The sequence below is a fragment of the Aeromonas veronii genome (genome assembly GCF_040215105.1).
Classification (GTDB): Bacteria; Pseudomonadota; Gammaproteobacteria; order Enterobacterales; family Aeromonadaceae; genus Aeromonas; species Aeromonas veronii_G.
In genome coordinates this window covers 3,384,079-3,399,762 of record NZ_CP157875.1, presented here as the reverse complement: position 1 = coordinate 3,399,762, position 15,684 = coordinate 3,384,079, and the positions used below count along the sequence as shown (strand labels likewise).

Here is a 15,684-nt window from a genome sequence, read left to right as displayed (position 1 = left end):
ATATGTTCGATTCATGCAACAGTGATGCGCTCATTATGCGGTATTTGCTCGGATAAGGTTTAAATAAACTACAGCTACTCGATGAACAAACACCCAATGAGGCATTTTGATGAACACAGTACTGCGCACCTTGACCCTGGCTACCACCTTGCTCAGCGGCGCCGCCCTGGCAGGCCCCCTGACCGTGACCGTTTACAATCCGGGCGAGAAGGCCATCTTCCCCGTCTCCTCCGAGCTGGTGAGCGGCGACAAGGAGGCCATCCTCATCGATGCCCAATTCGGGGTCAACGATGGCAAGGCGCTGGTGGATCTCATCAAGCAGAGCGGCAAGAAGCTGACCACCGTCTACATCAGCGGCGGGGATCCGGACTACTACTTCGGGCTCGAACCCATCAAGGCGGCTTTCCCCGAGGTGAAGATCCTCGCCAGCCAGCACGTGGTGGATCACATCAACAAGACCAAGGATGCCAAGCTGGCCTACTGGGGGCCCATCATGGCCGAGCAGGCGCCCAAGCAGCTGATCGTGCCCGAGGTGTTGACCTCCTCCCAACTGACCCTGGAAGGCAAGACGATTGAGATCAAGGCCATGAATACCCCGAGCGCCTACCTGTGGGTGCCCTCCATCAAGACGGTCCTGGGCGGTGTGCCCGTCTATGCCGGGACGCACGTGTGGATGGCCGACAGCCAGACCAAGGCGGCGCGAGCCCAGTGGGTGCAGACGCTGAACGAGATGCTGGCACTCAAACCCGAGCGCGTCGTGCCCGGTCATTACCTCGGAGCCGAGCCCGCGGGCGTCGATGCCGTGACCTTTACCCGCGACTATGTGCAGCGCTTCGAGCAGGCACTGGCCAAGGCAAAAGGGTCGGCCGAGCTGGTGGCCGAGTTGAAGCAGGCCTACCCCGAATTGCCCATGGATGACGGGGTGGAGATTGGGGCCAAGGTCGCGACCGGAGAGATGACGTGGTAATTGCCTGAGTCTGTTCCCTGTGTTTTTTGCCGGGCAGTGACTGCCCGGTTTTTTGATTTTATGGAGTGAGCCCATGAACGAGATGACCCTGCATTATGTCTACGACCCCCTCTGTGGCTGGTGTTATGGCGCCGCCCCCCTGCTCGAGGCTGCGGCCCGGATCCCGGGTCTGCAGATTGCCCTCCATGCCGGTGGCCTCTGGCTCGGCGAGCGCCGTCAGCCCATGGGGGCGGCGCTGTGCGACTATGTGCGGCCTCACGACGAGCGCATTCAGGCCCTGACCGGCCAGCCGTTTGGGCCGCGCTATTTCGATGAACTGTTGCTGAGCGAGGGCCTGTTGCTCGACTCCGAGCCCCCCATTCGCGCCATCCTGGCGGTGAGTGCCCTGGGGAGGGATGGCTTGGCAATGCTGCATCGCATCCAGCAGTCCCACTATCGCGACGGTCAATGGGTGGGTTCCCTTGCTCATCTGGCGGCACTCGCGAAGGAGCAGGGGATCACGACTGCGGCGTTCGAGCAGGCCTATCAGAACGTGAACCTGAGCGAACACCTGACCGAGAGCCAGGGCTGGCTGCGTCGCCTCGGCGGCCAGGGCTACCCGACTCTGGGACTGGAGCACGCAGATAAGCTGCGGGCTCTGGAGATCTCCTCCTGGCTCGGGGATACGGAGGGATTCATTACCCGACTTCGACACCTGCTGGGGTAGTGTTATCTGCTGCCATCCGTCAGATGGGTAGTTAAAATGAAATGCTTTTTTACTTTTAATTGATTCATGTCTCCGATCAAGGCAAAAACGACCGCCAATTGTAAAACTACTCAACTATTGAGGATTTTCTCTGCGTGGAGTCGTAGAGCAGTTCATGTTTGCCAAGGGGACATTAATGCTGAAAAAAATAACAATCAGTCAAAAAATAAGCGGTGGATTTGCCATGTTGGCGGTGCTGGTCATCGGCGTCGGGTGGTCTTCCATCAACAATCTGTCGGGGCTCTTTCTCGATAGCACGCTGGTGACAGGCAATCTGATCCCGAGTCTGCAGGCGGCCAACCAGATGGAGACCGCCTTGCTCAATGCCAGACGGGCAGAATTGAACATGATAGTCGCCAATGGATCGCCGCAGGAGCAGGTGTCCCATCAGCAGGGGTATCAGGCCGCCCGGCAGGAATTTGAGCGAAGTGCCGAAGCATACGAGTCTATGCCTTTCACCTCCAGCGAGGAGAAGGCGGAATTCATGGCGCTCAAAGAGGCGGCCGCCCAGTACTTCATCTCCCATGACAAGCTGGCTGCCGCGCTCAATGACGGGCACAGGGAAGAGGTGATGGCCCTGCTCAAGGGAGAGACCATGACGCTGCTGGAGCGTGTCAGCCACAAGGCGCTGTTGCTGCGGGATATCAACAGCAAGACGGCTCAGCAGATGACCGATTCCATCGCCGACGTGTATGCGTCCTCCAAGCTTTTGAACCTGCTGGTGGTGATCTTCACCGTCTGTTATGTCTCCATCATGGCCCTCTGGTTGACCCGCCAGATCCGCAATCCCGTACTGCAGTTGCTGGCCCAGACCAGGCGGGTGTCCGGTGGCGATCTGGCCAGCCGGCTTGCCCTTGGCAGCTTCAACCAGGATGAGCTGGGGCAGCTGGCGCGGGGGTTTGACGACATGCAGGTCCAGTTGCACCAGTTGGTGAGCGAAGTCTCGGGCTCTGTCGTGCAACTGAGCGCCGCCACCGAAGAAATTGACAGGGTGGCCCAGGCATCGGCGGCCAACATGAGTCAGCAGCAGAGCGAGCTGGATCAGCTGGCGACCGCCATGCACGAGATGCAGGCCACGGTGCAGGAGGTCTCTCGCAATACCAGCGATGCCGCCGATGCGGCGACGCAGACAAGCAACATGGCGGATCAGGGGGCCAACACGGTCAATGACGCCATCGAGCAGGTCGATCAGGTGGCTACGGCCATAGAGGAGACGGCCCTGGTCATCACCCAGCTGGGGGAAGACAGCCACAATATCGGCATGGTGCTGGAGGTGATCCGCAGCATTGCCGATCAGACCAACTTGCTGGCCCTGAATGCCGCCATCGAAGCCGCCAGGGCCGGTGAGCAGGGGCGTGGGTTTGCGGTGGTGGCGGATGAAGTCCGCACCCTGGCCATGCGGACCCAGGAATCGACCGAGCAGATCCACGCCATCATCTCCGAGTTGCAGCAACGGGCAGCGCAGGCGGGGGCGACTATGCTCCAGAGCCAGTCCTTGATGGCCTCGACCGTGGACAGCGCCCGCGGCGCCGGTGTGGTGATCGCGGATATCAGCAACTCGGTGGAGAGCATTTCGCACATGAACATCCAGATCGCCACCGCCACCGAAGAGCAGGGGGCCGTCGGCGAGGAGCTCAATCGCAACGTGGTCAACATCAGCTCGGCCTCGGAAGTGGTGGTGTCCGGCGCCGCCCGGATAGCCAGTACCAGCAACGACATCCATCAGCTGACCGATCAGCTGCACGGCATGGTACGGCGCTTCAAGGTCTGATCCTCGCAATCTCTCTCTCCCTGCCAAACGGGGAGTCCGGGTAAGGCCTGGACTCCCCGCCGTGTTCTCTCCCTTGTCCCATCACCCGTTCTTGGGCATGCTAGCGGACTCATTGATTTGGCCGGATGCAGTTGTATGAACCTTCGCGATCTCGAATACCTGGTAGCGCTGGAAGAGGAAAAGCACTTTCGCAAGGCGGCGGAGCGCTGCTTCGTCAGCCAGCCGACTCTGAGCGGTCAGCTGCGCAAGCTGGAAGACGAGCTGGGGGTCATCCTCATCGAACGCACCTCCCGCAAGGTGCTGTTCACCCCGGCCGGTGACGCCATGGCCCAGCAGGCCCGCAAGGTGCTCAAGGAGGTGCGCGAGCTGAAAAGCATCGGCCAGCACTTCGCCGAGCCCATGTCCGGCGAGATCCACATCGGCTTCATTCCGACCGTCGGTCCCTACCTGCTGCCCCACATCATCCAGGATCTGCGGGAGCACTTCCCCAAGCTGGAGTTCTACCTCTATGAGGAGCAGACCCAGGTGCTACTGAAGCGGCTGGAGGAGGGGGAGCTCGACTGCGTGGTATTGGCAGAACTGGATGGCATGGATGGCTTTGGTGCCATCCCGCTCTATCAGGAACCCATGTGGCTGGCGGTGCCCCAGCAGCACCCCGAGGCCCAGGCCAGGGCAGTGCCGCTGCACAACCTCAAGGGCAAGAAGCTGCTGATGCTGGCAGATGGTCACTGCCTGCGGGATCAGGCCATGGGATTCTGTTTTGCCGCCGGTATTGGAGAAGATCAGCGCTTCAAGGGGACCAGCCTCGAGACCCTGCGCAACATGGTGGCGGCGGGCAGCGGCCTGACCCTGATCCCCCGTCTCGCTGTGCCGGCCAACCGGGAGGAAGGGGGCGTCAGCTACCGACCGGTGATCGACCCCATTCCTGGGAGAACGGTCTCACTGCTCTATCGCCATTATTCGGTGAGAAGACCTTGTTTCAATGAGCTGGCGTCGCGTATCTCTCTGCTCATGAAATCATTGTTGGCATGATGTGCTGATGGGGAAATAAAAAAACCGGCGCCAAGGCGCCGGTTTTTGCATGTCTGCGAACCTAGAAGATGTCGTCGGTGGAGACGGGGCCATCGCTGCCCGTGTCATCGCCGCCGTAGACCTGGTTGCCATCGGAGATCTGGCTCGCGTAGCGGGTCGGTTCAGTCCCCTCCTTGAAGAACTCGGTCATGGTGCTGCCATCGGTGCGGTTGGTCAGCAGACCGGTCTCGCGATCGATGCGTACCTGCATCACCCCTTCCGGCACGGACATCTTGCGCTCAGGCACCTGCTGCAGGGCCGTCTTCATGAAGTCGATCCAGATGGGCTGGGCGGCACCACCACCGAACTCGGCACGACCGAGGCCACGCTGGTGGTTGTCAAATCCGATCCAGGAGGTAGCCACCAGGTTGGGGGTATAGCCGGAGAACCAGGCATCCCGTGATTCGTTGGTGGTCCCGGTCTTGCCCGAGATGTCGTGACGCTTGAGGTCACGAGCCGCCCGCCAGCCGGTACCGCGCCAACCGTTGCCACCCCAGATGGCGGTGGTCAGGGTATCGGTGATGAGGAAGGCACTCTGGGCACTGATGGTCTGGGGCGCCATGTTGTTGGGCACCACGGGGTCGATCGGGCACTGGGCCTTCCAGTCCGGCTCGGTATTGAGGTAGGCATCGGCACTGTCGAGGCCGGCGGCGGCCAGCACGCCACAGTCGCGGCAGGCGGCGGCCGGATTGGCCTGATACAGGGGCTGGCCGAAGCTGTCGGTCACCTCGGTGATGAAGTAGGGACTGACCTGGAAGCCGCCGTTGGCCAGCACGGAGTAGCCGCGCACCACTTCCAGCGGCGTGAACTCGGCAGCGCCGAGCGCCAGGGATTCGTTGGCGGAGATGTGATCCCGGGCGAAGCCGAAGCGGGTCAGGCCGTCGATATAGGTATCGAGACCAATGGCGCGCATCAGCCGCACCGACATCACGTTCTTGGACTTGGCGAGGCCGAGACGCAGGGTGGTGGGGCCTTCATAGATGGCCGGGGAGTTCTTGGGCTGCCACATGGGGCCCTTGGCCGGATCCCACTGGTTGATAGGGGCGTCGTTGATGAGAGAGGCCAGGGTGTAGCCCTGCTCCAGCGCGGTGGCATAGAGGAAGGGCTTGATGTTGGAGCCGACCTGGCGACGGGCCTGCTCCACCCGGTTGAACTTGGATATCTCGAAGCTGAAGCCACCGACCAGGGCCTCGATGCCCCCATCCTGCGGATTCATGGCTACCAGAGCGGCGTTGACCTCGGGGACTTGGGAGAGCTGCAGCTCCTCACCCTTCTCTCGCACCCAGATCTGGGCACCGACCTTGAGTACATCCCGCGCCGATTTCGGGGAGAAGCCCTGACGGTCATCGGTGATGAAGGCCCGTGCCCATTTGATGCCATTCCAGCCGAGTTCGGCCTGCTTGCCATTCTTGAGCACCAGAGTCGCGCTCTTGTCACCGAGCTTGGTGACCACGGCCGGCATCAGCGGCTGGTAGGTCGGCTGCTTGACGAGATGAGCCACAATCTGCTCGTAGTCCCAGGCCGGTTCGCCGGCCTTCCACAGCAGGGCGGTCGGGCCGCGATAGCCGTGGCGGGTGTCGTAGTCGAAGACGCCGTCCAGCAGGGCGCGATGGGCGGCACGCTGACGCTTGGCGGTGACGGTTGTGTAGACGTGCAGGCCCATGGTGTAGGCATCTTCACCGAACTGCTCCACCATCTTCTGGCGCACCATCTCGCTCAGGTAAGGGGCATTGAGCGTCGTTTCGGCGCCGTGATAGCGGGCCTTGACCGGCATCTTGGACGCCTCGTCAAACTGGGCCTGGGTGATCTTGCCGGTCTCCAGCATGCGGCCGAGCACCACGTTGCGACGGGCGTAGGCACGTTCGGGGGAGCGGATGGGGTTGAGCATGGAGGGCGCCTTGGGCAGGCCCGCGATGATGGCGATCTCGTCCAGGGTCAGATCCTTCACATCCTTGCCGAAGTAAACCTGGGCGGCGGCGCCGACCCCGAATGCCCGGTAGCCGAGGGGGATCTTGTTGAGATAGAGAGTGAGGATCTCGTCCTTGGTGAGGTTCTGTTCGATGCGCCAAGCCAGGAAGACTTCTTTGATCTTGCGCACCAAGGTCTTCTCGTTGCTCAGGAAGAAGTTGCGCGCCACCTGCTGGGTGATGGTACTGGCGCCTTGACGGGCCTGACCCGAAACGGCCCAGACGGTGGCCGCCCGGATGATGCCGATGGGATCAATGCCTGGGTGCTCGTAGAAGCGGGCATCCTCGGTGGCGAGCACGGCGTCGATCATGGACTGGGGGATCTCGTCCAGACGCAGCGGGATGCGACGGATCTCGCCAAATTGGGAGATCAACTCACCGTCCCGGCTGTAGACCTTCATGGGCGTAGCCAGTTTGACATCGCGCAGTGCGCTCACATCCGGCAACTGGGGCTTGATGTAGAAGTAGACGCCGATGAGGCTGGCAACACCCAGCACAGCACCCAGCATCATCACAATAAAGAGGCGAACGAGCCATTTCAGCATGGAAGAACTACCAATCGTCTTAAAATTAGCCAACGGGCGCAGAGTATAGCCTTTTTAGCCCTGCAGATTCGAGGTTTTCCTGTCCGAAGAGCCGGACCCCGAGAAGAGGCGCGAGGGTAGCACTTCATGGCGCAATTACCAAGGCGAGGGGGAGAAGTGGAGGAGAGGGTTCACGCGTCATTTTTTGACAGAAACTTTATGACGTTGATAGATCTAGCATTATATTGAGTTGAGTCATCACCTCGTGATGAGCTGTCCTACAATAAGTCCTAAAACCCAATAACGCATGGATGTGTATATGTTTGGGCTATTAAGCAAAGGATCCCTCCTCTCCTTGGCGGGCATTGATTTTGGTAGTCAAACCATCAAGGCCGTCACTCTCAGCGGGCGTCCCGGCAAGGTGCATCTCGAATCGGTCGCCGAGATTGCCATGCCCAAGGGCACCCTGGTCGATTATCAACTGCAGGATATTGAACGGGTCAGTCAGTCCCTCAAGTCCCTCAAGCGGCTCATTCAGGGCGATTGTCAGCAGGTGGCTACCGCAGTCACCGGCTCCAATGTCATCACCAAGGTCATTCAGGTCGATGCGCGGATCAACGACAACGAACTGGAGAGCCAGGTGCAGCTGGAGGCCGAGCAGCTCATCCCCTTCCCCTTGGATGAAGTCAGCCTGGATTTCGAGATCCTGGGAATGACGGCCGATGAGAGCCGCCAGGAGGTGCTGCTGAGCGCAGCCCGCACCGAAAGTGTCAGCGGCCGGGTCAGTGCCTTGGCAGAAGCCGGCATGAATACCAAGGTGGTCGATGTCGGCGCCCATGCCCTCGGCCGTGCCGTGCTGGCCTGTTTACCGGAGCTGCAGACATGGGAAAAGCCGGTCGGGATCGTCGACATCGGAGCCAGTGCCATGACCTTTGCCGCCTTAATCAAGGGGCAAGTGATTTACTCCCGCCTGCAAAACTTCGGTGGTGACCAATACAGCCAGGCGCTGGCCTCTTTTTACAGCATGAGTCTGGACGAGGCCGAACTTGCCAAGACACAGGGCACTTTGCCTGCCGACCATGAGAGCGAGGTACTGCAGCCTCACCTCAATACCCTGGCGCTGCAGGTGAGGCGCAATGTACAGCTGTTTTGCAGCTCATCGGGCAACAAGGAGCTTTCCCGGTTGGTGCTGACAGGGGGGGGGAGCTTGCTGCCCGGCCTTGTCAAACAGATCGGCAGCGAACTGGGCTGTGAGGTGTCTCACCCTGATCCCTTTGCGCTCTTTGGCAAACCCAAGGGAGAGGGGGGGCTCGTTCATGGGGCCAAATACATGGCTGCCCTGGGATTGGCGCTGCGGAGCTTCACACCATGTCAAATATAAACTTGCTGCCTTGGCGTGTCGCCAGGGCACAACGCCAGAAGAAGCAGTTTGGTGTCTTGCTGGGGGTGTTTCTGGCGGCGACAGCGTCGCTGGCTTTCATGATCGATTGGTTGGTGGTCCAGCAGATCTCCCATCAGCAGCAGCGCAACCAGCGGTTAGTGCAGGAGATGACACTGCTCGATGCCCAGCTCGGCGAGATCCGTCTGCTCAAGGAGCGGCGCAAGGAGCTGATCGACCGAATGGAACTCATCGAGAAACTGCAGATGAGGCGCAACATCCCGGTTCGCCTGTTCAACCAGCTACCCGTGCTGGTGCCCAACGGGGTGTATCTCAATACCCTTGCACTGCAGAACGATCGCATCGACGTCAATGGCAAGGCCGAAGCCTATGGCCGGGTAGCCAGCATGATGCGGCGCATAGACGGCTCTGACTGGTTGGGAGAATCCCAGATCAGCACCATCTTTACCGCCGAGGTGGCCCCCATTGCATTGAGTCAGTTCTCCATGATGTTCCAGATTGCCAGCACAAGCCTGAATAAGGCTAAGGGGCAGCCATGAACCTGCAGCAGCTCAACGAACTCGATCTCAATGACATTGCCCGTTGGCCCAAGGTGGCCAAGGGGATCTTCATCGCTATCTGCTGTGCCTTGCTGGGAGGGGGCATCTATTACTACGTGATCGCGAGTTCCCTGACGGCACTGCGACAGGAGGCCGCCAAAGAGGTGGAGTTGAAAGGGCAGTTTGAGACCAAGGCTATGCTGGCGGCCAATCTGGGGGCATACAAGCAACAGATGGTGCAGCTGGAGCATCTGGTCGATAACCAGCTCAAACAGTTGCCTAATACCCATGAGGTCGCGGGGTTGCTCGATGACATCAGCTTCATTGCGACGGACAACGGCCTCAAGCTCAATCGCATCAACTGGGAACCCGAGGTCCAGCGCGAGTTTTCCACCGAGCTGCCTATGCGCATCGAGGTGGTCGGGACCTATCACGAGCTTGGCAAGTTTGCGGCTGACATGGCGGCCTTGCCGCGGATCGTGATCCTGGAGTCTTTCACCCTGAACCAGGGCAAGGATAGGAGCGACATGATCGGCATGTCGATGCTGGCCAAGACCTACAAGTACAACGGCAAGACAGTGGAGCAGAAACCATGAAGCTGAACGCGTTCTGCCTCCTGTTATCCGCTTTGCTGCTCACTGCCTGTGGGGGGCAGGAAGACATGGATGAATATGTGCAGCAGACCAAGGCGAGGCCCCCCGTTCCCATCGAACCTCTACCGGAGATCAAGCCATTCTCCCCCATGGCCTATCAACGCAACGATCAGCGCAGCCCCTTCATCGAGCCTCAGCCGGAGAACAGCTCCAGAGTGGATGCCAAGGTCAAGCCGGATTGTGCCCAGATAGTGGCCAACCGTGAGAAAGAAGTACTGGAGCGCTATTCACTGGCCAGTCTGAGCATGAAGGGTTCCATCGGCAAGCAGGGACAGCTATGGGCCTTGATCAATACGCCCGATGGACAGGCTGTACGGGTTGGATTGAATCAACATATGGGGCTGGATCAGGGAAGAGTCATCAAGATAACGAACACCCATGTTGACTTGATGGAGACGGTACCGGATGGCAAAGGATGCTGGGTCACCAGAGAAACCCAGTTGGCCATGGCCAATCTCGACGCAAAACTATGATCAGGGATGAGCAGAGATGAGAACAACAATAAGCAGGATGACCGGCGTGGCGCTGCTGTGGTTTGGGGCCTGCCATCAAGCATGGGCAGTGCCGACGCTGCAAGAGGTCAAGGTGAACCCCTTGTTGGCAGACCAGCTGTTGCTGGAGCTGAGCTTCAGTGAGCCGGTGAGTGGCTTTAGCGACAGATTGTCCTATGAACCCAATCAGTTGCTGCTCCATGTGCCCGGAGCCGTTGGTGCGCTAACGGCCAATCCGCTGCCCATCAAGCAACAGGGGGTGGACAATCTCAAGGTGGAAGGCAAGGGGGAGGGGCTAGACATCAAGATAGCCCTCGACCAGCTGACCCCTTATCAGGTGCATCAACAGGGCAACAAGTTGCTGGTGTCATTGGGGGAAAAGGTGGGCCAAACGACGGCAGCGGCGCCTGCAGTCACCCAGTCGGCGCTGGTCAGGAGTCAGCCAGTCACTCAGTCAGCGCTGATCGATACCCAGCGGGTTGCTCAAAATCAATCCATGCCCGTCCCCCAGCCAGTATCGGCTCCCACTCCTGCCGCGGCCTACAAACCTGTGTTGCCTACCCAGCAGGCCAGCAGTGGGGCCTATTTCAACTCGGTCAAAGGGGCGGACTTCAGGCGTGGCAAGGAGGGGCAGGGGGAGTTTCTGGTGACCCTGGACAACAGTTCGGCGGCGGTGGATGTCAGCAGCCGCGGTCAGAAGGTATTGGCCAAGTTCCATGGCACACGGATCCCGGATGATCAGCTCAACCTCATCAACGTGCAGGACTTCGCGACCCCGGTTTCTCAGGTGGAAGTTTTCCGCCAAGGCAATGACACCCTGTTTGAACTGTCAGTCAACGGCCAATTCGACTATCGCTACGATCAGGCCGACAAGATGTTCATCATAGAGGTGAAGAAGCGCGTCACCACCACGGCGGCCAAGCAGTATCAGGGCAAGCCAATCTCCTTGAACTTCCAGGATATTCCTGTGCGGACCGTGCTGCAGATCATCGCCGACTTCAACAATCTGAACCTGGTCACCACGGACTCCGTCGCCGGCAATATCACCCTGCGCCTCGATGGCGTGCCCTGGGAGCAGGCACTGGACATCATCCTCAAAGTCAGGGGGCTGGATAAACGCCTGGACAACAACATCTTGCTGGTGGCGCCGGCAGAAGAGATTGCCGCTCGTGAGAAGCAGCAGATGGAGAGTCGCAACCAGGTGGCGGACCTGGCGCCGCTTTATACCGAGTACATGCAGATCAACTATGCCAAGGCGGCGGAGGTGGCGGCATTGCTCTCCTCGGAGAGTACCAAGCTGCTCTCCCCCAGGGGGGCAGTGAGCGTGGATGAGCGTACCAACGTGCTGGTGGTCAAGGACACGGCGGATGTCATCAGTAGCGTCAAACGGATGCTGGATATCCTCGACATCCCGGTCAAGCAGGTGGTGATTGAGGCTCGCATGGTGACCATTGACGATGGCTTCGACGAAGCGCTAGGGGTGCGCTGGGGGGTGACCAAGACGGATGGGCACGGCAACGGAACCTCGGGGACCATAGAAGGCAATGATGGTTCGGGCAACAATGATGGATCCTCAGCCATTACTCGTCCCAACGTCGAGGACAGACTCAACGTCAACCTGCCAGTGACCAATGCAGCAGGGACCCTCGCCTTCCAGGTGGCCCGTCTCGCCAATGGCACCCTGCTGGATCTGGAACTGTCGGCGCTGGAGAAGGAAAGCAAGGCCGAAATCATCGCGAGCCCCCGGGTGACGACGGCGAACCAGAAGCCGGCGTTGATTGAGCAGGGTACCGAAATTCCCTATGTGGAGTCCTCTTCCAGCGGGGCGACTTCGGTCACCTTCAAGAAGGCGGTACTGAGCCTCAAGGTCACCCCCCAGATCACTCCGGACAACCGGGTGATCCTGGACTTGACCGTGACTCAGGATACCAAGGGGGAGACGGTGCCGACCGGTACCGGGGATGCGGTCTCCATCAACGCCCAGTCCATTACCACCCAGGTGCTGGTGAACAACGGCGAGACCCTGGTGCTCGGTGGCATTTATCAGCAGACCATCAAGAGCGATGTCAGCAAGGTGCCCCTGCTCGGGGATATCCCGGGCCTTGGCTATCTGTTCAAGAAAACCACCAGCGAGAACAAGAAGCGGGAATTGCTGATCTTCGTCACCCCGCGGATCGTGACCGACGCCCTCTGAATGCTTTACATGTGAGGGTAAAACACATATAACCTTACGCCCCAATGAGGCTGGGGCGTAAGGGCTGCGGTTGCCAGTCCCGATTTCTATTGAGATAATCCCCCTCCTGATCCATCGCAAGATAAGGTTCATAGGTACCCCGGTCGAGAGTTTACCGGGGCCATACAGTTTGTAATTACTAACGAAAAGACATGGCTGAGAAACGCAATATTTTCCTGATAGGTCCCATGGGTGCGGGCAAGAGCACCATAGGTAGACATCTGGCAGAACAACTGCACATGGAGTTTTTCGACTCGGATCATGAGATTGAGCGCCGCAGTGGTGCCGATATCGGCTGGGTGTTCGATGTTGAAGGCGAAGAGGGTTTCCGGATCCGCGAAGAGAAAGTGATCGGCGAACTCGCCGAGCAGCAGGGCATCGTGCTGGCAACGGGTGGCGGTGCCATCAAGAGCCGCGAGACTCGCAACAAGCTTTCCGCCCGTGGCATCGTTGTCTACCTCGAAACCACCATTGAGAAGCAGCTGGCGCGAACCCAGAGAGACAAGCGTCGTCCCCTGTTGCAAACCGAGGAGCCGCCCCGTGAAGTACTGGAGCGTCTGGCTCTGGAGCGCAACGCCCTGTATGAAGAAGTCGCCGACTTTGTCATCCACACCGATGAGCAAAGTGCAAAAGTTGTTGCCAATCAAATCGTCAAGTTGATCGGCATGTAATCGATAGAGGACGTCCATGGAAAGGTTGAAGGTCGAACTGGGTGAGCGCAGCTACCCGATTGAGATAGCTGCGGGTCTGTTGCAACGCCCCGAGGTGTTGGCTGAGACGATCAAGGGCAAGCGGGTCATGATAGTGACCAACACCGTGGTCGCCCCCTTGTATCTTGAGCAGGTCATTCAGTTGCTTTCCGGTTTTCAGGTTGAACACCTGATCCTGCCGGATGGCGAGGCCTACAAAACTCTGGCGACCTTCGAGCAGATCATGTCTGCTCTGCTTGAGACCAACCATGGTCGTGACACTACCCTCATCGCCCTGGGGGGCGGCGTGATAGGTGACGTTGTCGGCTTCGCTGCGGCAAGCTATCAACGTGGCATTCCGTTCATTCAAGTGCCTACCACGCTGCTCTCCCAGGTTGACTCTTCCGTTGGCGGCAAGACCGCCGTCAATCATCCCCTCGGCAAGAACATGGTGGGCGCCTTCTACCAGCCCAAACATGTGATCATCGATACCGATTGCCTCAAGACTCTGCCCGCGCGCGAATTTGCCGCTGGCATGGCCGAGGTGATCAAGTACGGCATTATCTGGGATGCCGAGTTTTTCTCCTGGCTCGAAACGAATATGGAGCGCCTGCAGAGCCTCGACACCGACGCGCTCTCCTATGCCATTCGCCGTTGCTGCGAGATCAAGGCTGAAGTGGTGGCCGAAGATGAGACCGAACACGGGGTGCGCGCCTTGTTGAACCTGGGGCATACCTTCGGCCATGCCATCGAGGCTGAAAAAGGCTATGGCAACTGGCTGCACGGGGAGGCTGTTGCGGCCGGCATTATGCTGGCGGCGGATACGGCCCTGGCTCGCGGCGATCTGACCGGGCAGGAGGTTGCGCGGATCCGTGCCCTGCTGCTGGCCGCGGATCTGCCGGTGAAGGCTCCTCCCGAGATGGATTTCGATGCCTTCATTCGCCATATGCGCCGCGACAAGAAGGTGCTGCAAGGCAAGCTGCGGCTGGTACTGCCGGTCGGGATCGGGCGTGCCCAGGTCGTCGGTGATGTGACTGATGCCCAATTGATGGTGGTAATCGAGTCTGGTCGTGACTAACAGCAAACTGCTAAAACTTCCCTCCCAGCGGCAGCTGGTTGACCGGCTGCTGCATCTGATTGAATTCAATCATCCTTTCATCTTTCTCTCCGGCAAACCCGGTAGCGGTCGCGGCACTCTGTGTGAGAGCCTGCTAAACAACCTGCCCGATACGGTGCGGGTGGTGAGCCTGATCGGCAGCGCCGCCATGAAGATGGCGGATGTGCGCCAGCTCTTGCTCCAGCAGGTGGTGGCGAGACCGCTGTTCAATCCGCAGGATGCCCTGGCTGACAGCTTCTTCCGGATGCTGGATGGCAAGCCCGCGAATCTGCTGCTGCTCATCGAACGGACCGACGAATTGCCTGCGGATCTGGTGGGGGAGCTGTGGGCTCTCTGCCGTCACAACGATACGCTGGCCAGCCCTCACAAGCTGGCGATCATGGTCTGTGGCAATGACGTCTGGTGTCGCAGCCAGAAGGAGGCGCTCAAGGGGCGTGCCATGCCCGCGCTCGAGCTGGAAGTCGCGCCACTGAGCCCGCCGGAGCAACGTATCTTCTTGTATGAGAAGGCCAAAGAGCTCAAGATCCCGACTGCCCTCTTGCCCAAGCCCAAGGTAGAAGAGATCCTGAATGGCGCAAACGGACATCCGTCCGCCATCATGCAGTCACTGGAGGATATCATGACCGACAGAAGGCCCAAGAAACGTCAGGCCGAGTTGCCCGTGAAGAAGATTGCGATAGTGCTAGCCCTGGTTGTGGCTGGCCTGCTGGGTTTGAGCTATCTGCCCCTGTTCGATGGCATGGGCAAGGAAGAGGCCAGGGAGCAGCCGCAAGAGGGAGCCCTGCCGGCACCGATTGGCAGCGATGCTCTTGAAACAAACGCGGCGAGCGGCGCGCAAGCCAGCGGCTCGGCGATGAATGGCGATCAGGTGGCACGAGACTGGCAATCCGATGCCAAGACGTTGCCCAAGAAGGTCGAGAGCGAGACCGTCACCACGGAGTCGACCAACTATGAGGGGCGCCGGGTGGTCATCTCCGACGAGGTGGTCGAGAAGCTGATGACGCAGCCCAATGTCAGCGGTGCACTGCCCACCGAGGTGGTGAACGAGCTGACTGGCGTGAGCTCTGCGGGAGCCACCCAGAAGAGCGCTCCTGCTACCCCGTCTGCGGCGCAGCATGCCCAGCCGAGTGCGCCGACAGCCCAGGCTGCGCCCAAAGCGGCGGTGCCGGTTGCCGTGGCGGCGCCCAAGGTGGCATTGACGCCTGTTTCGACCCTGAACAAAAAACCGAAGAATCACTACAGCATTCAGTTGATGGGCGCCAGCAATACCCAGGCGGTCGACAGCTTTGTGGCCGAGCATGCCCTGGCGGGCAAGGTGTGGGTCTACAAGACCCGCTTCCGCGGCAGCCCCTGGTATGTGGTCGTGCAGGGTGACTATGCCAGCAGCGCCCAGGCCAAGACGGCCATTCGCAAGCTCTCTCCGGCTCTGCTCAAGGGACAACCCTGGCCCAAGTCATTTGCCCAGATACAAAAAGAGTTGAAGCAATAGCCATGCTGCCCGTGAAGGGGGTAGAATCT

Annotated in this window: 13 protein-coding genes; 12 read left to right on the top strand and 1 reads right to left on the bottom strand. The window is 59.6% G+C overall.

Going from position 1 to position 15,684, the window contains the following annotated elements; genetic code table 11:
* The first annotated feature begins 106 nt into the window (after positions 1–106).
* The 4 genes from ABNP46_RS15630 (at position 107) to oxyR (ending at position 4,515) form a co-directional block, all read left to right on the top strand.
* Positions 107–967, top strand: coding sequence for a Vmh family MBL fold metallo-hydrolase (locus ABNP46_RS15630; protein WP_349919043.1), 861 nt, complete (start codon positions 107–109; stop codon positions 965–967).
* 73 nt (positions 968–1,040) lie between these two features.
* Positions 1,041–1,673 carry a DsbA family protein gene (locus ABNP46_RS15625; RefSeq protein ID WP_349919041.1) on the top strand — a complete coding sequence of 211 codons (633 nt, stop codon included), beginning with the start codon at positions 1,041–1,043 and terminating at the stop codon, positions 1,671–1,673.
* Between the two features lie 175 nt (positions 1,674–1,848).
* Entirely contained in the window at positions 1,849–3,483 is a 1,635-nt protein-coding gene (locus ABNP46_RS15620; protein ID WP_349919040.1) for a methyl-accepting chemotaxis protein, read from the top strand.
* Positions 3,484–3,618: 135 nt separating this feature from the next.
* Positions 3,619–4,515 (top strand): DNA-binding transcriptional regulator OxyR, encoded by an 897-nt coding sequence (gene oxyR / locus ABNP46_RS15615; RefSeq protein WP_349919038.1) that lies wholly within the window; start codon positions 3,619–3,621, stop codon positions 4,513–4,515.
* 61 nt (positions 4,516–4,576) lie between these two features.
* On the opposite strand, the gene ABNP46_RS15610 is transcribed toward oxyR, so the two are convergent.
* Positions 4,577–7,066 carry a penicillin-binding protein 1A gene (locus ABNP46_RS15610; protein WP_349919036.1) on the bottom strand — a complete coding sequence of 830 codons (2,490 nt, stop codon included), beginning with the start codon at positions 7,064–7,066 and terminating at the stop codon, positions 4,577–4,579.
* Between the two features lie 298 nt (positions 7,067–7,364).
* Here ABNP46_RS15610 and tapM point away from each other — a divergent pair, with 298 nt between their 5' ends.
* The 8 genes from tapM to ABNP46_RS15570 all read left to right on the top strand — a co-directional run bounded on the left by tapM (position 7,365) and on the right by ABNP46_RS15570 (position 15,655).
* The gene (gene tapM, locus ABNP46_RS15605) at positions 7,365–8,426 is read left to right on the top strand and encodes a PilM family type IVa pilus assembly protein TapM (RefSeq protein WP_349919034.1); all 1,062 of its coding nucleotides are present in this window, start codon (positions 7,365–7,367) and stop codon (positions 8,424–8,426) included.
* Positions 8,414–8,983, top strand: coding sequence for a PilN family type IV pilus biogenesis protein TapN (tapN, locus tag ABNP46_RS15600; RefSeq protein WP_349919032.1), 570 nt, complete (start codon positions 8,414–8,416; stop codon positions 8,981–8,983). The genes tapM and tapN overlap by 13 nt, the downstream gene beginning before the upstream one ends.
* Positions 8,980–9,579, top strand: a complete 600-nt coding sequence (tapO, locus tag ABNP46_RS15595; protein ID WP_349919031.1) for a PilO family type IV pilus biogenesis protein TapO — start codon at positions 8,980–8,982, stop codon at positions 9,577–9,579. Before tapN ends, tapO begins: the two co-directional genes overlap by 4 nt.
* Entirely contained in the window at positions 9,576–10,109 is a 534-nt protein-coding gene (locus tag ABNP46_RS15590; RefSeq protein ID WP_434476155.1) for a pilus assembly protein PilP, read from the top strand. Before tapO ends, ABNP46_RS15590 begins: the two co-directional genes overlap by 4 nt.
* 16 nt (positions 10,110–10,125) lie before the next feature.
* On the top strand, positions 10,126–12,321 hold the full coding sequence (pilQ, locus tag ABNP46_RS15585; RefSeq protein ID WP_349919030.1) for a type IV pilus secretin PilQ: 2,196 nt from the start codon (positions 10,126–10,128) through the stop codon (positions 12,319–12,321).
* Positions 12,322–12,512: 191 nt separating this feature from the next.
* Positions 12,513–13,031: a shikimate kinase AroK gene (gene aroK / locus ABNP46_RS15580; protein WP_349919028.1), complete on the top strand. Its 519-nt coding sequence runs from the start codon at positions 12,513–12,515 to the stop codon at positions 13,029–13,031.
* Positions 13,032–13,047: 16 nt separating this feature from the next.
* Complete coding sequence (gene aroB, locus ABNP46_RS15575) at positions 13,048–14,127, top strand: 3-dehydroquinate synthase (RefSeq protein WP_349919026.1); 1,080 nt, start codon at positions 13,048–13,050, stop codon at positions 14,125–14,127.
* Positions 14,120–15,655, top strand: coding sequence for an SPOR domain-containing protein (locus ABNP46_RS15570; RefSeq protein WP_349919024.1), 1,536 nt, complete (start codon positions 14,120–14,122; stop codon positions 15,653–15,655). Before aroB ends, ABNP46_RS15570 begins: the two co-directional genes overlap by 8 nt.
* Positions 15,656–15,684 lie beyond the last annotated feature (29 nt).